The organism is Paenibacillus puerhi, from assembly GCF_009846885.1.
In the GTDB taxonomy this organism is placed as follows: Bacteria; Bacillota; Bacilli; order Paenibacillales; family NBRC-103111; genus Paenibacillus_G; species Paenibacillus_G puerhi.
Genome location: NZ_WUWM01000010.1, coordinates 83,193 through 103,436, shown reverse-complemented (window position 1 = coordinate 103,436; position 20,244 = coordinate 83,193). Strand labels below are relative to the sequence as shown.

Genomic DNA, 20,244 nt, shown 5'->3' with positions numbered 1-20,244 from the left:
TCAGGGCTGATCCTTTGTTTTCTTGGCGTTTGCCGTAGATTTGGAACCTGCCTGCTTGGAGGCTGCGGCTGACTTGCCGGTTCCCGACTTCACCTGATTCGGCTCAGCCGTACTGAAGCCGAGCTCCTTCGCTTGCTCCAGCATGCGATGGGGCTCGATCGCAGCATCCAGCTTCTGCTTCAAGATACTATTCTCCGACTCGAGCTTGGCAATTTTATGCTCGATATCCCGAATCTGCGTGCTCATCTCATAGATTTGCGCATAGCGCAAAATAATGACCCCCGCTACAATAACGCAAATAAAGACGGTAAATAGGTATAGCAGCTTTTCCTGCAGAGGCAGCGTCTTCCGGCGATAAACGACCCGTTTAGTCTCCTGAACCTTGGCTTTCTGCTCCGTCTTTTGCTCGACGGCGAGATTCCCATGCATATATGCCGGCAACATGTTCTCCCCCTTATTCGTCAATTCAAAGTCTTGCCTAAATGTTTATTTCGTCAGCTTCTCGGCGATCCGCAGCTTGGACGAGCGTGCCCGCGGATTAACCTCCAGCTCTTCCCGGCCAGGTTCGATAGGCTTGCGATTGACCAGCTTGAGCTCTCCTTCGGGATTGCATACGCATAGCGGAAAATCCGATGGACAAGTACACTTGGCCACATAACCGGCAAAGGTCTGCTTGCAGATCCTGTCCTCCAGCGAATGGAACGTGATGACGGCGACCCGTCCGCCCGGAGCGAGGCAGCGGACCGCCTGCTTCAGCGCGTCCTCGAAAGCGCCCAGCTCATCGTTTACGGCTATCCGAAGCGCCTGAAAGCTTCGCTTCGCCGGATGCGGACCGGTCCGCCGGGCCGCCGCGGGAATTCCTTCCTTGATCAGCTCGACCAGCTGTCCGGTTGTTTCGATCGGGGCCACGCTGCGCGCTTCGACGATCCGCGCCGCGATACGGCGGGAAAACTTCTCCTCGCCGTATTGGAATAAAATGTCCGAGATTTCCTTCTCCGACCAGTCATTCACAATATCCTTGGCTGTTAGCGGAGCCGTACGGTCCATCCGCATATCAAGCTCAGCATCGTAATTGTAGCTGAAGCCGCGGTCAGCCTCGTCGAGCTGCGGCGATGACACGCCCAGGTCGAACAAAATGCCGTTCACCTGCGGGCGGCCTGACCGGCACGCCTCAGGTATTTTCGCCAGCTCCTGCTCCAGATAGCGGAAGTTGCTGCGAACAAGCCTTACCCTGTCCCACACGCCTGCCAGCCGTTCTTTGGCGCTCTCCAGCGCCGCATCGTCCTGGTCAAAGGCAATCAGCAGCCCTCCCGGGCCTAGTCTGGAAGCGATCTCCAGGCTGTGCCCGGCGCCTCCAAGCGTACAATCCACATAAATACCGTCAGACTGAATATGTAAACCTTCCACCGCTTCTTGCTTAAGTACCGTTACATGATGGAACACGGCTTCTCCTCCTACATCGGCCTGCTGCCAGGGCTAAAAATCAAAATTGAAGTCGACGAGCTTCTCGGCGATTTCCGCAAACGACTCCTCCGATTGCTGGAAATAGCTTTCCCAGATCGCCTTGCTCCAAATCTCTACCCGATTGGAAACGCCGATGACGACGCAATCTTTCTCGAGCTTGGCATGGTCAACGAGCATATTGGGCAAATTGACCCGCCCCTGCTTGTCGAGCTCGCACTCCGTTGCGCCGGAAAAGAAAAAACGCGTGAAAGCGCGGGCGTCTGATTTCATCAGCGGCAGCGCTTTGAGCTTTTGTTCCAGAACCGACCATTCCTGCATGGGATAAACGAACAAGCATTGATCCAAACCGCGAGTGGCGATGAACGATGCTCCGAGGGCTTCGCGAAACTTTGCCGGGATAATCATCCGGCCTTTTTCGTCGATCGTATGCTGATATTCCCCCATGAACACCACGCGCCACCCCCTTTTTACCCACTTTACCCCACTTTCCACCACCTGTACAGTAACTATTCTCCCAAATAAACGAAAATCCTGCTTCTTCTCTCGAAGAAACAGGATTTTTTCGCACGCAGTTCTATGTTATTAGACTCCGCAGGGTTCAGCTTTTCCCCCGCCTTATGGTTCTGTCTGTTCGGTTTCGCCAGGCCGCTCGCCGCCACTTCCTCCGGAATCCGGATTCTCTGTCGTTCCATCGGCCCTTCGCTCTTCCTTACCCGTCTGCCGTCTGTTCTCCTCCAATCTTTGCCGACGCAGCTCGGCTTGCCTTGCCTGCCGCTTCCGGCGGGCCCATAGGACAGGCACACCGATCAGCGCTAACAAGACTAGAATAGGCAGAGCGCCTGCGCCCATGACGATGAGTCCCTGCAGCATTAAGTTCAGTACGGCCAGAGAGCCGTCGAGCGCCTGAGAGGCGCGCTTGCCCAGAGGCCCGCGATCCTTTGCCCCTATGACATCGGCGGAAGCGATCTTCTGTACGATGCGCAGATCAATCGTAGAGTAGGACACGTTTTGCTCCAAGTATCGCATTCGCCCCTTGATCCGCGCGATTTCCTCCTGGACCTTGCCGAGCTCTGTCGAGAACGCAACCAGCTCATCCGTCTTCGTCGCCTTTTCCATAAAGGCCAGCAGACGCTCCTCCATGAGCTCCTTAGCTTTAAGCGTCGAAGATAAATCCACATATTCTTCCGTGACATCCTGGCCCTCCATGGACTTGCGCATGGCCGGATTGATTTTCTCCAGTTGGCCGATTAACGATTCAAAGCCTGTGGCCGGCACTTTGATCACGAAGGAGCCGAACTTCTCGGTGGCGGAAGCGTTCTCGCTGAACTGCAGCACATAGCCCCCCGCTGCGCGTACCGCTTCCTGAACGAGTGCTTCCGTTTCTTCATAGCTGTCGACCTGCATCGTCAGATTAGCCCGGTAGATGATTTTTCGGCTGAACGTGTCATCAGCCTGCGGAGTCTGCGCCGCCTGCGAGGTCATTCCCGCGCCTTGACCCTGAGCCTCACTTGGGCCGCTTACCTGTTTCGATGTCGTCGTGATGTTTCTGTCCGCCATGACTTCGCTATTCGCAGCTTGCGGAGAGGCAGCGGATTTGGCGTCGTTGGCGACCGCATGATCCAGCTTCTCGCCGTTTGAGCCGCTGCAGCCGGAGAACAGCATAGCTGCGGCGATGCCCAGCAGCATGAGCTTTCTTCCCGCCCTGCCCGGCATAACCGATCCTCCTGCTCCAAAGCTCAATAGCCGCTTCAAACCTGTCCCCTGCTTTACAATCCGTTCTTCCGGTTTGTCTGTTCTCATATCCCGGCCCCCTCGGTAGGAATCATGAAGCTCCGCCAATCGCATTCCTGGATACTTCTGCTACTATTGACGCGCAAGGGGGAGAGGTTGTTGCATCCGATCGGCATAGCGCCTACCAAAATTTCTCGATGCATCGCGGGTGCGGGCAATCAAGCCAGTCCGTCCTTGCTAACTGTATCCAATTCCTTTGCAAGATGTGCTATAATTTGTCTCATCCACAACGGAGTTGGCAGGGGGACCGTCTTTCATGATAACGGCACAGCGCTGGAGCGTACTCATTTTGTTTGTAATCCTTATTCTCGTGTTGATCTTGGGGGATCGGCATTGGGAACAATCGATGAAGCAGCAAGGAATAAGGCCTGCTACGGCGGCCAACTTACCAGCCGGGGAGAACGACCCTGCAAGCGGGAATTCTTCTACCGATCCGGTCGCGCCGGAAGCCCCGACGGTTCAAGACACCGCCTCGGGCGGCACCGCTTCAATGACAACCGCCGACAAGCCGGCAGGCGCAGAATCGGTCACGGCAGTCAACGCTCCGGCGGAAAAGGCTCCAGCTCCCACACAAGCTCCGGCCCCTAAAACGAATGCGAAAACAACAAATGCCGTAACCAAATCCGTCTATCAAAGATAGCGGAACCGCCTTACCTAGCAAGCCCGGCAAACCGCCGGATTCGAGGACTCTCTGCTCTTCATAATGGAATATGCGCAATAAAGCCAACCTCGCAAGCGGCGGAGGTTGGCTTTATTGATGTAGGGCAGGACTGCCGGCAGCACAGTACCGGCAGTCCCATACAAGCACTAGCTAAAGAGCGCTTCCCTTCTATTCATGTTCGGCCCAGCTGTCCAGGTACGATTTTTGCTCGGCGGTCAGGGAGTCGATCCCGAAGCCGAGTGCCGCGAGCTTGAAGCGCGCCACTTGTTCGTCCAGTTCATAAGGCACGTTAACTACCTTGCCGCCGATCTGCTTATAGTTGTCGTTGACGTATTTCAGCGACATGGCTTGCAGAGCAAACGTCATATCCATAATCTCGGCCGGATGACCGTCGCCTGCCGCCAGATTGACCAGCCGGCCTTCGGCTAGCAAGTAGAACTTGCGCCCGTCCTTCAGCGTATACTCCTCGATATTGCGGCGCACGGTGCGCTTAGACACCGACAAGGCCTCCAGCTCCAGCTTGTTCACCTCGACGTCAAAGTGACCGGCGTTCGACAAGATCGCGCCATCCTTCATCACTTCATAATGCTCCCCGCGAATAACGTCGCGGTTCCCCGTTACCGTAACAAAGAAGTCGCCTTGCTTGGCTGCTTCGAGCATAGGCATGACGGCAAATCCGTCCATGTAAGCTTCTACCGCCTTGATCGCATCGATCTCTGTAACGATTACGTTGGCGCCAAGACCTTTCGCCCGCAGCGCAACGCCTTTGCCGCACCAGCCATAGCCGACTACGACTACAGTTTTGCCTGCTACTACAAGGTTTGTCGTCCGGTTAATACCATCCCAGACGGATTGCCCCGTTCCGTAGCGGTTATCGAATAAATATTTGCAGAAAGCGTCATTGACCGCCACCATCGGAAATTGCAGCTGCCCATCCTTCTCCAGCGATTTCAGACGCAAAATCCCAGTTGTCGTTTCCTCGGCGCCGCCGCGTACGTTTTTGGCCAGATCCTTGCGCTCCGAATGAAGAATCGTCACCAGATCGCCGCCATCGTCGATGATGAGATCCGGCTCGGTTTCCAGCGTCTTGATCAGCAGCTCCTTGTATTCCTGAGGCTCCGGATTGTACTTGGCGAATACCGTAATGCCGTCTTCCACCAGCGCGGCGCAAACATCATCCTGCGTGGACAACGGGTTGCTGCCGCAAATCGTAACATCCGCCCCGCCTGCTTGTACAACCTTGGCCAAGTAAGCCGTCTTCGCCTCCAAATGAAGCGAGATTGCCACCTTCAAGCCCTTGAAGGGCTGCTCCTTTTCGAATTGCTCGCGGATCTTATTCAATACCGGCATATGGGCGTTAACCCAATCGATCTTCAAATGCCCCTCGGGCGCGAGCGAGATGTCGCGAATAATACTGCGGTCTGCCGTACTTTTAGCCACTTGTCATTCCTCCTAAAGTTTCATTTGCACTCTATCACATATAACAGATACGATGCTTCCCGTCGAGAGGAATATCGGTCTTGACCAGCTCATGCAGCCAAGTTTCGCCATATTTATTCAGATATGGCGCGATATTCAGCACTCGCTCCTGCAGCTTACCTCCAGGCGCGACGGATTGTCCGACCCGGGTAAACTGGCGCAGTCCCGCTTCGTTCTGCGTGCGCAGCCCCTCTTCCGCCTTTTGCCGCAGAAAGTCCATCTGTTCCATAATTTTGCCCAGATTCGTCGCCCCCAGTACAGGCAAGCCCGGATTGATCCTACCAAGAGACGCGATCAATGGCTCATAGTCCGCTTTGAAGCGCTCCGCCGCCTCGGCAAAAAGCCGATCCATCTGAAGATCATCCCGCTCCCGGAGCCACGCCTCGCGCTTCTCTTCCAGCCTCAGCGTTACATCCTCGAAGGTCAGCCGGAGCTTCTGCATGTTTTTCTGCACCGATCCTTCGAGCAGCGTAAACGCCAGGCGGGGAAGTACGATCGGCATCCGCATCCCATACAGATGGAACGCAGGTCTCGTCTGGCCCCAGTATACAATCTCCGATGGCCCCAGCACCGTAGCCAGTACCGGGAACAAGTAATCCTGCATCAGGGGCCTTGTCAGCACATTGTTGCTCAGTCGCCCCGGAGCTTCGTCAGCCCAGGCCAGCACCTGTTCCCGGCTGAAACGACGTACCCCGCGCCGATCCGTGAAGCCATCCCCGGCTTCATTGTCGTACAGCAGCACTCGTTCGCCGCTCTCGTCGTAGACGAACAGATTGGCGCCTCTGGGATGAAGCTCAACCTGCGGCTCATACCCGAGCGACTTCAACTCGCCGCTTCCGCGGACCAGCGCCTGATTCAGCTCCCCGCTCCGCTCCAGCAGCCTGCGGAACATCGGACCCTCCAGCTCGCGCAAAGCTGGGTCATCCGAATCAAGCAGCACCAGCCCTTCGCTGCCTAGCAGCTGGGCGAGCAGCTTGGCGAATGTATCGACCAGCGACAAGGAAGACTGCACCGCGGCCCGCAGCCGTGCCGCCACCCTCTCCTTGTACTCGGTCGGCAGGAGGGATTGCTCCAGCTGGACCAGCACTTCCTCCCACTGTTCCCTGGAAATCACCGTGCGGCTGACTGACGTGCGCGGACCTCCCGGATGAGCAAGCTTGATCTTGTCAAGCTTGCTATCGCTTGTCAGCACATGGACATGATTGACCTCGTCGAAGTCATGATCCTCCCCCGCAATCCAAAAAACCGGAATCACTGGCCGGGCCAAGCGCCGCTCTGCCTCTCGGGCCGCCTGAATAAGCGAGATCGCTTTGTAGAGAACAAGCAGCGGCCCGGTAAACAAGCTCGCCTGCTGACCTCCCACCACGCATAGCGCTCTGGGGTCCCGCAAGCGCTCGATCGCTTGCAGCGCTTCCGGGGCATTATCCGCCTTGGTATTAAACGCATGGAGCACATCTGCCACCTTGCCGTGATCGGCTCCCGCGGCACGCTCCGTATCCAGCCAGGCCGCCCGCTCCTCCCAACTGGAAGCCGACCACGGATTATAATCAAACAGGTCGCCCGTCAGGGCGTACCGGCGTATGTAGTCGTCCGTCAAAGACTGGCCGGAATGCCAGTCGATCGCTTCCATCTGCAACATACCCGCCGCCTCTCTTATGTTTGGTTAGTTGCCTCCCGTTTGTATGTAAGGCAGCAAACAACTTTATTGTACACAGGATATCCTTAATCGTCAAAAGAAAACGCGGAGAAAAAATCATGGAATAGTCGGGAAGACGGCAGAAAAAAAGCCCGCTCTGGGAAGGAGCAGGCTATCGCTTTCTTGAGGCATTTCTTCTAATATAAATGGCACGCGGTAAAATGGCCGGGCTTCACTTCTTTGAACTCCGGCATCACCGCCGCACACTCTGGCATCGCCTTCGGACACCGGGTCCGGAACGGGCATCCGCTGGGCGGGTTAAGCGGGCTTGGAATCTCTCCCTCAAGAATAATCCGCTCCCGCGTGCGTTCCACCTCGGGATCGGGGATAGGGATCGCCGACAGCAGCGATTGGGTATACGGATGCAGCGGGTTCGCATACAGCTCCTCCGCCGTTGTCACCTCGACCAGCTTGCCGAGATACATCACGCCGATCCGATCCGATATGTGCTTAACCATCGCAAGGTCATGGGCGATGAATAAATACGTAAGACCCCGCTCCTTCTGCAGCTTCTTGAACAAATTGACCACCTGCGCCTGCACGGACACGTCCAGGGCGGATATCGGCTCGTCCGCAATAATAAATTGTGGCTCGATAGCCAGCGCCCTAGCAATCCCGATCCGCTGCCTCTGCCCGCCTGAGAATTCATGCGGGAACCGGCTTGCATGCTCCTCATTCAGGCCTACGGCTTCAAGCAGCTCCGACACGCGTTCCTTGCGCTGGCGGCCGCTGGCGATGCCGTGAATATCGAGACCTTCGGCGATAATATTGCCGACGGTCATCCGAGGATTCAGTGAAGCGTAAGGGTCCTGGAACACCATCTGCATCTGACGGCGAAATTCCTGCATTCGGCGTCCGCGCAGCTTATGGACATTTTCCCCATTGAACAGCACTTCGCCGTTCGTCGCTTCGTACAAGCGGATGATGGTCCTTCCTGCCGTCGACTTGCCGCAGCCTGACTCACCGACCAAGCCGAACGTTTCCCCCCGGTTGATGGAGAAATTCAGCTTGTCGACAGCCTTCAGCGTCTGGCCTCCGCCCAGATGAAAATGCTTCTGTAAATTTCTCACTTCCAGAATCGGCTTATTGCTCATCGTGCCGCACCTCCCGCTTCTACAGGGCGTTCTACCTTCGGCGCGTCCTCATGAAGCAGCCAGCAAGCAGCGGAATGCGTGCCCGACAAAGGCGTCGGCTCCGGGTCGATCTCCAGACATACCTTCATCGCATACGGGCATCTTGCGGCGAACGCGCAGCCCTTTGGGGGTGCGAACAGGTCGGGAGGCGTACCCGGGATCGGCACGAGCTCGCTGTTTTTCTCCTGATCGAGACGCGGCACCGAACGAAGCAGCCCCCAGGTATAAGGATGACGGGAACGGTAGAAAATTTCATCGACCGTCCCCTGCTCCACCACCTTGCCCGCATACATGACGACTACACGCTGCGCCATTTCGGCAACAACCCCAAGGTCATGCGTAATGACGATAATGGCCGATTCCGTCTGTTCGGACAGCTTCTTCATCAGATCGATGATTTGGGCTTGTATCGTCACATCCAGCGCCGTCGTCGGCTCGTCCGCGATCAGCAGCTTCGGGTTGCAGGCGAGAGCTATCGCGATCATAACGCGCTGACGCATCCCGCCGGAAAACTCATGCGGATATTGCTTCATGCGCCCTTCCGGATTGGAGATGCCGACCAGCTTCAAGATATCGATCGCCCTAAGGTCGGCCTCTCTGCGGCTCAGGCTCTGATGCTTGATCAGGCCCTCCGTTATTTGCTTGCCTACCGTCATGGTGGGGTTTAGGGAAGTCATCGGGTCCTGGAAGATCATGCCCATTTCCGAACCGCGGATTTTCTCCATCTTGGCATTCGACAGCTTCGTAATCTCGGTTGTTCCATCGAACATAATCGAGCCGCTTTTGATAATGCTGGGAGGGGTAGGGATGAGCCTCATGAGCGTCTGCGCGGTCACGGATTTGCCGCAGCCGGATTCCCCTACGATGGCAAGTACCTCGCCTTTATTCAAATGAAAGGACACGCCGCGTACCGCTTGGACTTCGCCGGCATACGTGCGGAAGGATACCCGCAGGTCCTTAACTTCCAGTATCGGTTTATTCTTAGACATCAATCGTCACCTCCGAATGAATGACTGGCTATTTGCGCATCTTCGGATCAAGAGCATCCCGCAGACCGTCGCCCAGCAGGTTGAAGCTCATCAGGATCAAGCTGAACACGATCGTCGGCGAAATAACCCGGTGAGGGTACATCCGGATGGAGTTCGCGCCGTCGGACAATAGCGAACCGAGCGAAGCGAGCGGCACCCGAATGCCAAGACCGATAAAGCTTAGGAATGATTCGACGAAAATGGCCGATGGCACAATAAAGGTAATCTGAACAATAATAAGGCCCAGTGCATTAGGCACCAGATGCTTCATAATAATTCGGGCGCCGCCCGCTCCCAGGGTTCTGGCCGCTAGGACGTATTCCTGCTCTTTAAGCTGCAGGATCTGGCCGCGCACGAGCCGGGCCATCGGCACCCATCCGGTTATCGCATAGGCGATAATGATAGTTTTGAAGCCGGGACCCATCACGACGATCAACAAAATCGAGATCAACAGAAACGGGATCGAGTAGACGATTTCGATAATACGCTGCATGATATCGTCCACGCGTCCGCCATAATACGCCGAGACGCCCCCATAAATGACGCCGAAGACCAGATCGAGCAGCGCCGCAGTAAGGCCGATCGCGAGGGAGATCCGCGTCCCCCACCATACCCGGACCCACAGGTCCCGACCGAAGTCGTCCGTACCGAACCAATGCTCGGCGGATGGCCCTAAATTTTTAATCTCGTAGTTTTGAGTCGCATAATCGAACTTGGACAGAACCGGTCCGAAGATCGACAGCAGCGCGAGCGCGCAAAGCGTGATCAAGCCGAACATGGCCAGCTTGTTTTTCTTCAGCCGCCTCCAGGCATCCTTCCAGTACGTGAGCGAAGGACGAACGATAGATTCACGGCCTACCTGATCGCGAGGGGCGGGCTCAAACAGCTCTTTGGACACATTCATCATTTGCTCGCTCCCTTCGTCAGACGAATCCGCGGATCTACTAGTCCATAAAGGACGTCCGTAATAAACAACACAACCACCAGGATAAAGGAATAGAAGATCGTCAAGCCTGTGATCATCGTATAGTCATTGGAATATATCGACTGGACAAAGTGCTTCCCGAGTCCGGGCACCACGAAGATCTGCTCAATAACGAGCGTTCCGGTTATCAGATTGACAAACACCGGGCCAAGAACCGTTACGACCGGAAGAATCGCATTCCGTATCGTATGCCGGACCACAATAGCCGAGGAGGACAAGCCTTTAGCCTTGGCAGTCTTGATGTAATCCTGATTCAGCACATCAAGCATGGAAGTGCGCATCAGCCTCGCCAGAATCGCAATGGTACCGAAGGACAAGGCCAGCGCCGGCAAGATCCGGGAAGAAGGTCCTGTCCACATGCCCGGAGGCAGCCAGCCCAGCTTCACGCCTACAAAGTAAGATAAGAGCGGACCCAGCACGAACGAAGGAATCGATATTCCGATGATTGCTGTAAACATCGCGCCTATGTCCAGACCTTTGTTGTGGTTCAGCGATGCAATGATACCGAGGAAGAGACCCACGACAATCGCAATACCTAGCGCCCACAAGCCCAGCTCCAGCGATGCGGGAAATGCCTGCTGAATAATATCCGTCACTTTACGGGTCGGAAAGGAGTAGGATACGCCCAGATCACCGTGTATCACGTTATTCATATATTTCAGGTATTGCTCCCATACCGGTTTATCCAGACCGTATTGCGCATATAAAATCTGCCTCTGCTCGGCAGTCATCTTCTGTGAGTCCTCGCCGAACGGATCACCCGGCAAATTTTTCATCAACACAAACGTGAACGTGACGATGAGCCACAAAGTGATCGCCATATAGATAAGACGTCGCAACAAGTAACGAAGCATGGCACACCTCCTGAACTAGTAACTACTAAGAAGTAAAATAGCGGTCAGCTTGGCCACTGGCAGCCGAGCTGCTTCGCAAGCATAGCGGCCTCTCCCGGCTAGGCTATGTTTGCGAAGCAGCTCCGCATTGCCTGCCGATTCTTTGATAGATCGGATTGACGAGAAAAATCGAGGCCGTTCCCTGGTTCAGAACGGCCCCCTCTTTCCCTGCTAACAGTGCGGGCAAAGTTACTTAAGACTAACCCAACGCAGCTCCCACTCTTTGGACATGGAAGGGAGAATAAGACCATCCACGCTCGGATTTTTCGCATAAGGTTTCGTACGGAAGTACAGCGGGTAAATCGGAGCATCGGCCATCAACAATTTCTCGGCCTCAGCAAGCGTCTGGGCTCTCTTGGCCAAGTCGACCTCCTTGTCCGCCGCTTTAACAAGATCGTCGTAAGCCTTGCTGTTATATTGAACGTAATTGAACGACTTGTTATCGGATACCCACATGTCAAGGAAGGTCATCGGATCGTTATAATCGGCTCCCCATAGAGCGATCAGCGCGTCAAAGTTATTTTCTTGCATATTTTTAACACGCAGCGCGAAAGGCAGCGGCTCGCCGTCAACATCTACGCCCAGGTTTTGTTTCCATTGAGCTTGAATGAATTCAATCGTCTTTTTGGAAGTTTCCGTGTCGTCCGAAGTCAGCTTAAACTTCGGCAGAGCTGTCATATTCAGTTCCTTGAGACCTTCCGCCAGCAAGGCCTTTGCTTTGGCTACGTCAAATGCCGTTTGGGTATCTCCGGCCGTCTTACGGAACTCCTGCTTGTTGCCGTCAAGTACCGTCCCAGGAACAAGACCTGTCGAAGGGATCGAAGAGCCACCCAACACCACCTCGTTATAGGCTTTGCGGTCAATGGCCATGCCAAGCGCTTGACGAACCTTCGCATTGGCGAAAGCAGGATTCTTGCTGTTGTGGAACATGATATAGGCGGTTACGAATTCTTTTTTGATAGCGAGCTCAGGCTTGCCCTGGAACATTTTGGACTGCTCGCCGCGAAGCTCGGTCAGATCCACTTGATTGGTTTCGAACATATTAAGTGCGGTGTTCGGATCCTTAACGATGTTTACCGTAACCTTATTCAGCTTCACATTCGCGGCATCCCAGTAGTTGTCGTTTTTGACCATAACCAGCTGCTGCTCATGATCCCATTTTTCCAGTTTGAAGGGACCTGCGCCAATGACCTTGTCGGCGTCCGCGCCGTTTTTATCGCCTTGCTTAGTGACGAAATCGGCTTTTTGCGGGAAAAATAACGGCATGGCCAACTGATCCGTGAAAAAGGCTACCGGACGCTCCAGTGTGATTTCCAATGTTTTCTCATCTACAGCCTTAATGCCGAGAGCCGCTTTTTTCGCTTCCAGCTCCTCAGGCTTCGCTTTATTCAAAGCGTCGCCGCCTTTGATCCAGGCCAGCATCGACGCGTATTTCGCTTTCGTAGCGGGGTCCAACGTGCGCTGATAAGCCCACACGAAATCTTGAGCGGTCAGAGCGGAGCCGTCGGCCCACTTCAAGCCGTCGCGCAGCGTGATGGTGTACACGAGGCCGTCAGGCGAAATTTTGGGAAGCTCCTTAGCCAGAGCCGGTTGGGCCTTCCCTTCGGCATCCAGGCGGTACAGGCCTTCGTTGACCGCGTTCAGAATCGTGAAGGTAGGGTTCGTCGTCGCGATAGAGCTATCCAGGGCAGGCGGTTCGGCGGACAAATTAGTCCGAATTTCTTGTGCCGGCGCATTTTTATCGCCAGCTGCGCCGCCTCCTGCCTCTCCTTGATTATTCGCACCCGAGCATCCGGCCACGGCTGAGCCTAGCATGGCGGTGACAGAAGCCAAAACTAGAAGTTTCTTGAATTTCATAATAACTCCTCCTTTTTAATATGTAATTATATGTTAATTCTGAATGAATAATTCAGAATCATCACCTGGTCAAATAATGAATACTAACGATAATACATATATTATACCGATTTGTAAATGACTGAAACCGTTGCCACTGAGAAATTATACAACCCTCGGTTAATAAAATCTACTTCTACTTTTTGTCATTGGTCAATTCTTGTCGAATAGAGGAACGTTGAGTCTTTCCATGTCTACAGCGGCTTCATTTTCTCTATAAACAAAAAGAGAGCCTATGAAAATAGGCTCTCTTTTTGTAGTAAAATTATGCGTATGTACGAAAATCACAACTTTAGTTTCTTCTAGCCCAGGCAACCCTCTACTTAACTCTTAGGATAGGAACATGTACTTGCCGATCCCGACGACGACCAGCATGACATAGCAGGTCGTCAGCACTAGAAACCCAAGTCTGGACAAGGTTCGCACGATCTTCTTCAGATCGATCCGGCCCTTCATCCGGTTCTGCATGCTGCCAAGCAAACCGGCAGCTATAAGGAAGAGCAAAATGATCAGCCAGAGCAGCAGCGACGAATTAAACAAATTACGGCTCATATAGCCGACTGATCCGATCAGAAACACGGTCGTAAGATCCATACTCAGGTGGGTAGCTTTTCTCTTATCCCGCTTGGAGTTATACACGATAAGCCAGGTGATGAAAAAAACGACAAAAGGTACGAGTGCAAGTATCGTGTACAATTGATGAAGCCAGTTCCATACATTCATAACATCACCCGCTTCGACCTTAGTGGTTCAATCGCCTGCAGACCTGCGTTTCTCCAGCGCCTTAATTAGGAGATACACACTTTGATGCGCGTGCAGTTCAAGACCTGCAGTCCGAGCCTTGTTAAGCATATTCCCCGTGATCGCTTCAATCTCCGTCACGCGTCCCGCCTGCATGTCCTGCAGCATGGAAGAACGGTTGACAGCGGTATTCTCGCAAACCTCCTGAACGCGGGTCCATAGATCCGTTCCTATCTCGATCCCGCAGGCAGATGCCAGCAGCTTCCCTTCCTCGACAAGCTGTTGCATAAGCTGCCGGGCTTCGCTCAGCTCCAGCAATTCGCCGTTGCGCACTTGCAGGAGGGCCGATAACGGATTAATCGCCGCATTGATCAATAATTTCTGCCAGATTCGACTTATGATGTCATTCGACAGCGAAATCCGAAATCCTGCCATTTCCAGCTGTTTTGCAAGTTTTTTTTGTACTATGCGGCTGTTTTCGACTTCTTCCTTGTCCCCTTCTCGAAAAGCGCCTATATAAGTCTCTCCATGCCCGGTATGAATAGATTCGCAGTCCGATACCCTTAGAGCGCCTTCGGTGGTAACCGCAAGCAGCAAACGATCGGCTGGGAGATGCTTGACGAGCTTCTCGGCATGCCCGATGCCATTTTGCAGGCAGACCACCCAGGAACCCGGCCCCATCAATCCAAGGATGTCGGAAGCCAGCTCATCGGTGATGGCGTTCTGCTTTACGCTCAGGAAGATAAAGTGCGGGTCTTCCGCATCTCCGCTTTCCATCGAAGGCTTGTAATCCCGGGCCGCATGCTCCGTCCGGCTCGGCAAAAGGCGCACAAGCGGCTTTGCCGCATACGCCTCGCCCTCAGCTTCGCGCAGCGTAAGACCGGCATCCGCAATCCGCCGGGCCTGCTCCTCCCTGCGCACGAACACTTCTAAGGGAAATCCGGCCTTAGCTATTTTTACAGCAAAAAGCGTGCCGATAGCACCGGCGCCAATGCAAGTATAACGACTCAGTCTCTGTCCCTCCTTCTGATTCGGGTCCTTTGTTCCATTATAACCAGGTCCTGGGCAAGTTGTCAGTTAAGAATCACTCCCCTAGAAATACAAAAAGCCTTCTCGCGGGTTGCCGGAATCACATTCCGGGTCTCGCCCCTGAGAAGGCCTGCTTAAATGCCGTATGCCGGGATATCAGTCGATTCGTTCCAGATTCCCGTTCTCGTCCATCTTGAAGCGCGCTTTCGCCTCTTCTTCCTCTTCGGCCAGGAAGGCCAGCTTGCGGGCTCTATCCATAATTTGAATAAGCGCCTTGTAATCATCATTTACTACCCTGTAATCCGTAGACACCGCATTTACTTGCCGGCTGAGCGTTTCATTCTCATTGCGCAGCTTCTCCAGTTCTTCCTGCTTCTCGTTCAATTCCTTCTCTAGCTGGCGGAGATGCCGCACCATTTCCTGGTAGCTGCCCTTCCATTGACGCAAAAATCGGATGACGGCATCAATCGACAGCTCTTCAACGACCCCATCCGAGCGGAGACCGGCAGGTTCAGCTACCTCGACCGCGCCGGAAACGTTAGCGAAGACAGGAGCTTGCTTGCGCTGCTGACTCCTTTTCTGCCTTTGGGCTTTAGCGATCTGAATCGCCGCTTCATATTTTTTACGGACAAAGCTATTCCAGCGGAAGCCGCAAGCTGCAGCCGTTCTGCCTATCTTCTCTCCTACTTCCTCGAAAGCGGATAGCTGCGTGCTTCCCTCCCGGATATGACGAAGCGTAACCTCCGCCAGTATCAAATCATCTTCATCGCTCCATGCATCCTGTCTGATTGCGGTCATTGATGCAGTCCTCCTAACCCCTCGCGTTATTCATCATCTATGAGTGAAACTATAGCTGAACGTGTTGTATTACTTTTACTCTATGCCCTTGGTAGAGTTCATAGAATACATTTCTAGTAATTTGTATTGCCATTTTTATCGCGCTCCATACATCTTAAGCCCCATTTCGGGTAATCCTATAGGATGTTGAAACAAAATGACTTAAATTCGTCACTGTTTTGACGTTTACACACCACCATGATTTCGTTATAATGTTGGATAGTAATGCACTTTTTGAATCGTGAATGTAGAGAGGGGGATGCACAATGGATCGCATGTTTCGCGTACTCGGTTTCTGGACGCTCGTTATCGGGCTAATGGCACTGGCCGGTGACTTAATTCCAATGGCCTTTATCTTTTTTGCCCAGACAGCCGTCTTCGTACTGCTTGGCTACCTGAAGCTGTCCGAGCGCACCTACATATTATTATTTTGGGGTTACATGATTCTCTCGTTCACAGGGGTTACGTATTGGTCATTCTTCAAAATGTCCATCTAGCCATCGCACCATTCAAGTTAGCAAAATGAGCCGCATGCAGCATGCGGCTCATTTTTTTCTTTGTACCAATACCTTGAACAGCTCGCTCATCGAATCCGACAGCAGAAGCTGACGAATCGCCCGGTTTCTTTTGGCCGTCTCCGAGAACGGGTCGGAGGCATCGTGGTTTTGCAGCAAGCCGAGAATCCCCTGCTCGACGAGAAACTGCTTCTGCGTCTGGTACAGAACGGTTTCCATCCCCTTCGCCTCCCCGGCCTCCATGAAAGCGCTGAAGTTCACATGGGAAGTGATATCCTGCTCACCGGCATGCTCTAGGGGCGTATCGCTAGCCACATGGCCCCGATAGCAGAGCAGCGTCCCTTCCATCCGGTGGGAAGCATGCAGCTCCTCCCTCACATCTCCGTAATCGATGGTCACCATGAGGCTTCCAGAAGCAAGTTTTGCGGCTATCTCCCGACACCAGCGGACCGCGTCCAAATTTACTTCGAAGCGTTGGTCCACTCGCCGCGGCAGCTGTTCGGCTTCGATGTAACGAAGCAGCTCCTCACCGCGGAGCGGCCTCTCGGTCTCCACCAGCTTCCCAACAGCTGGGCTCCATCGTACGCCCAGCTCCATCCAGCCCTCCTGCCGCCAGACTATCCGATGAACAGGGAAGGCATCCGGCAGTTCGTTGGAGAAAAGAACCGTATTCGCCAGAGATCCGCTCGCAGACCAAGACTCCGGGGCCACGATATCTATGAGCTCCTTATGCTCCTGAAGCGTTTCCGCCTGAAGTCGACGATGATAAAGACTCGCCTCGACACCGGTGTATCGAAGCCGGCCGTAAAGCTCCGGCTCCTTCTCCCGGATCGTATCCAAGACCTGCGCAGCCAGTCTGCCAGTCCCTCCCCCCCACTCGATAAGACGCAGCGTCCCTTCGAAGGACTTTAGCTGAACGGAGATGTAGGCAGCCAGACATTCACCCAACAGACCGCCAAGCGAGGCCGCCGTATAAAAATCGCCCGTGTGTCCGATCTTCGGACGCTCGCTTGTATAGTAGCCCCATTCCGGATCATACAAGCAGGCTTCCATATAATCTCGAAATGACAAAAAGTCATCCGGACTTTCGCCCAGGCGCTCGAGAATGCGTTCAAGCAGTCCGTTATTTTCTTCCTTCCTCACTTCGTCTTTCATTCCGCGACCTCCAAACCTCATTTCACTACAGACAAACTTCTCCGAAATCGTTATAATAGTACGGATAGTTTAAAAGAAGGGAGCAGAAATACCATGAATCCATCGCGTTTCATTCGTCATGCCGCCGTTATCGGCTGCGCCGTTCTGCTCATCTCCGGCTGTACCGACCGCAAGCAGCTTAAGGAAGACTGGGTACAAGCCGCCGCCAAGCAGGAGCAGATCACCAGCTACCAATTCTCGGGAGAGGCCGACGTCCAGCTCGACGCCTCTATCTTTCAAGGCGCACAGCCGCTGACGGCCGCTATGTTATCGGCCTTTAAGGAAGGAAAGCTAACGTATCAGGGAAAATCCTCGCTCAATGACCCGGTACAAGCAGAAGCAGACTTTACCTTTACGCCTAAAGGCTCGAATCAAGGATGGGAGCTGCCCATTTTACTTAAAGATAACAAAATGTACGCTCACTTGCCAATCATCAATAAAACCGATGAGTACCTGAGCGTGCCGCTGGAACAAAACGCCGAGCGTCTGAAGCATACCGGTCGTCTCTCCTCTGCCGTCAGCGCCAAGCTCCTCCAGGAGCTGGAACCAGGCTGGCTGGAGCCGGGAAGCAAAGACGAGAAGCTGGCAAGCGGCGAAGCCGCGCAAAGAATCACGCTCCAGCTTACGGAAAAAAATCAAAAGCAAGTATCCGCCTACCTGATCAAAATTCTCCCTTCCCTGCTGGAGGAAGGAATAACAAGCGGACTGCTGAGCGAGACTCAGGCTGCCAGCTGGAAAGCGGCGCTCGCTCCCGCGCAAATCGTTGCCCCGTCTACGCTGGATATCTGGATTGACGACAAAGGCTTTATCCGTCAGCAAAAAGGCGATATACGTCTCAGCTTGAAAGAAGGCGGCCCTATACACTCGATCGCCTGGACTCACAGAATCGATGGAGTCAATGAAGTTCAAGCCTTTATCAAGGAAATTCCCAAGCTGACAAAACCGTTGGCTGATATTTTGAAACTGACCTCCAAGGCGCCTGCTGCAAAATAAGGAGTAGATGGATCATTTCTCCGTGAATCGGTTCGAAGCGGGCTGCTGACTTGTTCGGCAGCCTCTTTTGCCGCAGAGCGCAAGAAAACCAAAAGTAATTGTCATGAATTTCCCTTTCCCATGATAACCTGTACTTGAGAGGATTGGAGGGACTTTGGGTGAAGGCTCGAACACGATTGTTGACCGGACTGCTATGGACAGCTTCATGCCTCTTGGTCCTGCTGCCCGCCACCGCTGCGCCAACGGGACAACCCGACCGCGATATCCTGCAGCAAGGGCTGACGATCTTCGAAATCGACCAGGAGCTGAAGCGGATCGAAGTGCAGGAAAACGAGCTGCGCGTTCGGATAGCCAGCACCGAAGGCGCGTTGGCGGAATCGGCTTCCGCCGTTCATTCGACTCGCGAGCATGCAGCCAAGGTCGTCCGCGCTTATTATATGGGCGATCGGGACTCCCTTTGGACGCTGCTCTTCTCGGCCCGTTCCTTCACGGACGGAATCGCCATCTTCGAATACTTGCAGATGATTTTGGGAAACGATCGATTAGCGCTTGGCCGGCATCAGGAAGCCTATCAGAAGCAATCCGAGCTTAAACGCCAGCTCCACGAAGCCGGGGAATCGCTGCAGACAGCCAAGCAGCGGTTTCAGGCGCAGCTGGACAAGCAGCTGGCTCTGCAGGCCGAGCTGGATCTACAAATCGCCAGCCGCACCGATACGGAAGCCGAGGCCGCTTCGCTCCAATCGCAGATGCTGGAGTTGAACCGCCAGTGGCATGAGCAGGGCCTTCCCGCCTTCAAGCGTTACCTGAACGAGCTCGCGAAGGCTATGCAGGAATTGCCCCAAGCTATCACTTCGGGTACGGGCTCCGGGCCCAATCGAAATCTAAGCTTGTTTGACAACGGCCTAAGCTCGACCTTCCAATTGACCGACGATGAGCTGAATGAGTACTTAAGGTCGAAGGAAGCTATGTTCAGCGCTCTCACCTTCAAGTTCGTTCCCGGGAAAATCGTAGCTTCCGGACGTCAGGACGGGATGGACCTGTCCGTGGAGGGCACCTACTCTATCGCTTCCAGGGGCGAGTCGAAGGCCAAGCCCTTCATACGCTTCAAAATTGAGGAGCTGCGCTTCAATGGGTTCCAGCTTCCCTCTACGACCGTGGAGATGCTGGAACAAGAAGTGGATCTGAGCATTTATCCGGAAAAGCTAGCCCCCATCCTTCAAGTTACAGAGGTCCATCAAGAGGAAGGATTGCTAAAAATCGTACTCAAGCTGGTCTTATAAACCCTCTTCCGGGAAAGGAGACACACCGCGATGACTATGCCTGCTCCCCCCAGTCTTACCTACGCACTGGATATGGCCCTGCCAGGCGGGAAGCGCCCCGGTTACTACGCGCAGATTATTAAGGCGTTGGCCGAACGAGCCACCGTGTTCGACCGGGATAAGGAACTGTTCATCTTCTTATCGGCCAGCGACCGGGAGTCCGCCCTGCCGGTCATGTCCCAATATAACGTACCCGCCGAGCCGATCGATCTGCTTCTTCTGCCCGAATCGTTCACGCCCAGACCAACCTTCACCGACTTCGGCTTCGTGAGCCGGATGGAACGGTTCTACCTGTACGCGGATACGGCTGTTCTGTTCCGACTGTTCCCTGCTTCTCCTTCTTCACAAGGGTCATTCAGCAATCCGGTTTCTGCGGCTTTACAGCTCGAGGAACATCTGCTCGGCCACTGGGTAGGTGCCGAAGGCCAGACTGCTTACGCTATGGAATCCCAGCATGACGAATTAGCGGTCGGGATCGCCCGCGCCTACGGCTGCAGCTTGGAGTGGCTGTACAAGCCGCTGTAGGGGCGGTATGGTTTCTTGAAAACATAACAAAGGGGGAGCATCCGAATACGGATGCTCCCCCTTTG

General features: G+C 54.1%; 20 protein-coding genes. 5 read left to right on the top strand and 15 right to left on the bottom strand.

All coding sequences use genetic code 11. From position 1 onward, the window contains the following. From GSF01_RS11230 to GSF01_RS11215, 4 genes are all read right to left on the bottom strand, one after another. Nucleotides 1–444 carry a cell division protein FtsL gene (locus GSF01_RS11230; RefSeq protein ID WP_235941412.1) on the bottom strand — a complete coding sequence of 148 codons (444 nt, stop codon included), beginning with the start codon at nt 442–444 and terminating at the stop codon, nt 1–3. A 42-nt stretch (nt 445–486) separates the two neighbouring features. Further along, nucleotides 487–1,443, bottom strand: coding sequence for a 16S rRNA (cytosine(1402)-N(4))-methyltransferase RsmH (gene rsmH, locus GSF01_RS11225; RefSeq protein WP_159883934.1), 957 nt, complete (start codon nt 1,441–1,443; stop codon nt 487–489). Between the two features lie 33 nt (nt 1,444–1,476). Continuing rightward, nucleotides 1,477–1,914: a division/cell wall cluster transcriptional repressor MraZ gene (mraZ, locus tag GSF01_RS11220; protein ID WP_159883932.1), complete on the bottom strand. Its 438-nt coding sequence runs from the start codon at nt 1,912–1,914 to the stop codon at nt 1,477–1,479. A 165-nt stretch (nt 1,915–2,079) separates the two neighbouring features. After that, nucleotides 2,080–3,264, bottom strand: coding sequence for a DUF4349 domain-containing protein (locus GSF01_RS11215; protein WP_159883930.1), 1,185 nt, complete (start codon nt 3,262–3,264; stop codon nt 2,080–2,082). Nucleotides 3,265–3,511: 247 nt separating this feature from the next. Here GSF01_RS11215 and GSF01_RS11210 point away from each other — a divergent pair, with 247 nt between their 5' ends. After that, nucleotides 3,512–3,895 carry a hypothetical protein gene (locus GSF01_RS11210; RefSeq protein WP_159883928.1) on the top strand — a complete coding sequence of 128 codons (384 nt, stop codon included), beginning with the start codon at nt 3,512–3,514 and terminating at the stop codon, nt 3,893–3,895. Nucleotides 3,896–4,084: 189 nt separating this feature from the next. Here the strand turns inward: GSF01_RS11210 and GSF01_RS11205 are convergent, their stop codons facing one another. The 10 genes from GSF01_RS11205 to GSF01_RS11160 form a co-directional block, all read right to left on the bottom strand. Next, nucleotides 4,085–5,356, bottom strand: a complete 1,272-nt coding sequence (locus GSF01_RS11205; RefSeq protein ID WP_159883926.1) for an adenosylhomocysteinase — start codon at nt 5,354–5,356, stop codon at nt 4,085–4,087. A 34-nt stretch (nt 5,357–5,390) separates the two neighbouring features. Then, on the bottom strand, nt 5,391–7,034 hold the full coding sequence (gene bshC, locus GSF01_RS11200) for a bacillithiol biosynthesis cysteine-adding enzyme BshC (RefSeq protein WP_235941410.1): 1,644 nt from the start codon (nt 7,032–7,034) through the stop codon (nt 5,391–5,393). Between the two features lie 194 nt (nt 7,035–7,228). After that, nucleotides 7,229–8,185 (bottom strand): ABC transporter ATP-binding protein, encoded by a 957-nt coding sequence (locus GSF01_RS11195; RefSeq protein ID WP_159883924.1) that lies wholly within the window; start codon nt 8,183–8,185, stop codon nt 7,229–7,231. Next, nucleotides 8,182–9,213, bottom strand: a complete 1,032-nt coding sequence (locus GSF01_RS11190; RefSeq protein ID WP_159883922.1) for an ABC transporter ATP-binding protein — start codon at nt 9,211–9,213, stop codon at nt 8,182–8,184. The genes GSF01_RS11195 and GSF01_RS11190 overlap by 4 nt, the downstream gene beginning before the upstream one ends. Before the next feature lie 28 nt (nt 9,214–9,241). Further along, the gene (locus tag GSF01_RS11185; protein WP_328803670.1) at nt 9,242–10,156 is read right to left on the bottom strand and encodes an ABC transporter permease; all 915 of its coding nucleotides are present in this window, start codon (nt 10,154–10,156) and stop codon (nt 9,242–9,244) included. Then, entirely contained in the window at nt 10,156–11,091 is a 936-nt protein-coding gene (locus GSF01_RS11180) for an ABC transporter permease (RefSeq protein ID WP_159883918.1), read from the bottom strand. The genes GSF01_RS11185 and GSF01_RS11180 overlap by 1 nt, the downstream gene beginning before the upstream one ends. Nucleotides 11,092–11,319: 228 nt before the next feature. Further along, nucleotides 11,320–12,987 carry a peptide ABC transporter substrate-binding protein gene (locus tag GSF01_RS11175; RefSeq protein WP_159883916.1) on the bottom strand — a complete coding sequence of 556 codons (1,668 nt, stop codon included), beginning with the start codon at nt 12,985–12,987 and terminating at the stop codon, nt 11,320–11,322. A gap of 369 nt (nt 12,988–13,356) precedes the next feature. Continuing rightward, nucleotides 13,357–13,749 carry a DUF3397 domain-containing protein gene (locus GSF01_RS11170; protein ID WP_159883914.1) on the bottom strand — a complete coding sequence of 131 codons (393 nt, stop codon included), beginning with the start codon at nt 13,747–13,749 and terminating at the stop codon, nt 13,357–13,359. Between the two features lie 27 nt (nt 13,750–13,776). Beyond that, the gene (locus GSF01_RS11165; RefSeq protein WP_268893708.1) at nt 13,777–14,760 is read right to left on the bottom strand and encodes a ketopantoate reductase family protein; all 984 of its coding nucleotides are present in this window, start codon (nt 14,758–14,760) and stop codon (nt 13,777–13,779) included. Between the two features lie 192 nt (nt 14,761–14,952). Next, entirely contained in the window at nt 14,953–15,594 is a 642-nt protein-coding gene (locus tag GSF01_RS11160; protein ID WP_159883912.1) for an RsfA family transcriptional regulator, read from the bottom strand. 305 nt (nt 15,595–15,899) lie between these two features. On the opposite strand from GSF01_RS11160, the gene GSF01_RS11155 reads away from it, so the two are divergent. Then, a complete protein-coding gene (locus tag GSF01_RS11155) occupies nt 15,900–16,130 on the top strand; it encodes a DUF2626 domain-containing protein (RefSeq protein WP_159883910.1) in 231 nt (76 codons plus the stop codon). A 48-nt stretch (nt 16,131–16,178) separates the two neighbouring features. Here GSF01_RS11155 and GSF01_RS11150 read toward each other — a convergent pair whose 3' ends face one another. Then, nucleotides 16,179–17,303, bottom strand: coding sequence for a class I SAM-dependent methyltransferase (locus tag GSF01_RS11150; protein ID WP_159883908.1), 1,125 nt, complete (start codon nt 17,301–17,303; stop codon nt 16,179–16,181). Nucleotides 17,304–17,396: 93 nt separating this feature from the next. On the opposite strand from GSF01_RS11150, the gene GSF01_RS11145 reads away from it, so the two are divergent. The 3 genes from GSF01_RS11145 to GSF01_RS11135 all read left to right on the top strand — a co-directional run bounded on the left by GSF01_RS11145 (nt 17,397) and on the right by GSF01_RS11135 (nt 20,179). Continuing rightward, on the top strand, nt 17,397–18,335 hold the full coding sequence (locus GSF01_RS11145; RefSeq protein ID WP_159883906.1) for a hypothetical protein: 939 nt from the start codon (nt 17,397–17,399) through the stop codon (nt 18,333–18,335). A gap of 158 nt (nt 18,336–18,493) precedes the next feature. Then, entirely contained in the window at nt 18,494–19,615 is a 1,122-nt protein-coding gene (locus GSF01_RS11140) for a hypothetical protein (protein WP_159883904.1), read from the top strand. A 30-nt stretch (nt 19,616–19,645) separates the two neighbouring features. Further along, nucleotides 19,646–20,179: a hypothetical protein gene (locus GSF01_RS11135; protein ID WP_235941408.1), complete on the top strand. Its 534-nt coding sequence runs from the start codon at nt 19,646–19,648 to the stop codon at nt 20,177–20,179. Nucleotides 20,180–20,244: the final 65 nt, after the last annotated feature.

Bases quoted from the DNA above. Each gene is read 5' to 3' on its own strand.
- GSF01_RS11230 (WP_235941412.1), bottom strand. From the start codon at position 444: ATGTTGCCGGCATATATGCATGGGAATCTCGCCGTCGAGCAAAAGACG.
- GSF01_RS11215 (WP_159883930.1), bottom strand. From the start codon at position 3,264: ATGAGAACAGACAAACCGGAAGAACGGATTGTAAAGCAGGGGACAGGT.
- GSF01_RS11210 (WP_159883928.1), top strand. From the start codon at position 3,512: ATGATAACGGCACAGCGCTGGAGCGTACTCATTTTGTTTGTAATCCTT.
- bshC (WP_235941410.1), bottom strand. From the start codon at position 7,034: ATGTTGCAGATGGAAGCGATCGACTGGCATTCCGGCCAGTCTTTGACG.
- GSF01_RS11195 (WP_159883924.1), bottom strand. From the start codon at position 8,185: ATGAGCAATAAGCCGATTCTGGAAGTGAGAAATTTACAGAAGCATTTT.
- GSF01_RS11190 (WP_159883922.1), bottom strand. From the start codon at position 9,213: ATGTCTAAGAATAAACCGATACTGGAAGTTAAGGACCTGCGGGTATCC.
- GSF01_RS11185 (WP_328803670.1), bottom strand. From the start codon at position 10,156: ATGAATGTGTCCAAAGAGCTGTTTGAGCCCGCCCCTCGCGATCAGGTA.
- GSF01_RS11180 (WP_159883918.1), bottom strand. From the start codon at position 11,091: ATGCTTCGTTACTTGTTGCGACGTCTTATCTATATGGCGATCACTTTG.
- GSF01_RS11175 (WP_159883916.1), bottom strand. From the start codon at position 12,987: ATGAAATTCAAGAAACTTCTAGTTTTGGCTTCTGTCACCGCCATGCTA.
- GSF01_RS11170 (WP_159883914.1), bottom strand. From the start codon at position 13,749: ATGAATGTATGGAACTGGCTTCATCAATTGTACACGATACTTGCACTC.
- GSF01_RS11160 (WP_159883912.1), bottom strand. From the start codon at position 15,594: ATGACCGCAATCAGACAGGATGCATGGAGCGATGAAGATGATTTGATA.
- GSF01_RS11155 (WP_159883910.1), top strand. From the start codon at position 15,900: ATGGATCGCATGTTTCGCGTACTCGGTTTCTGGACGCTCGTTATCGGG.
- GSF01_RS11150 (WP_159883908.1), bottom strand. From the start codon at position 17,303: ATGAAAGACGAAGTGAGGAAGGAAGAAAATAACGGACTGCTTGAACGC.
- GSF01_RS11145 (WP_159883906.1), top strand. From the start codon at position 17,397: ATGAATCCATCGCGTTTCATTCGTCATGCCGCCGTTATCGGCTGCGCC.
- GSF01_RS11135 (WP_235941408.1), top strand. From the start codon at position 19,646: ATGACTATGCCTGCTCCCCCCAGTCTTACCTACGCACTGGATATGGCC.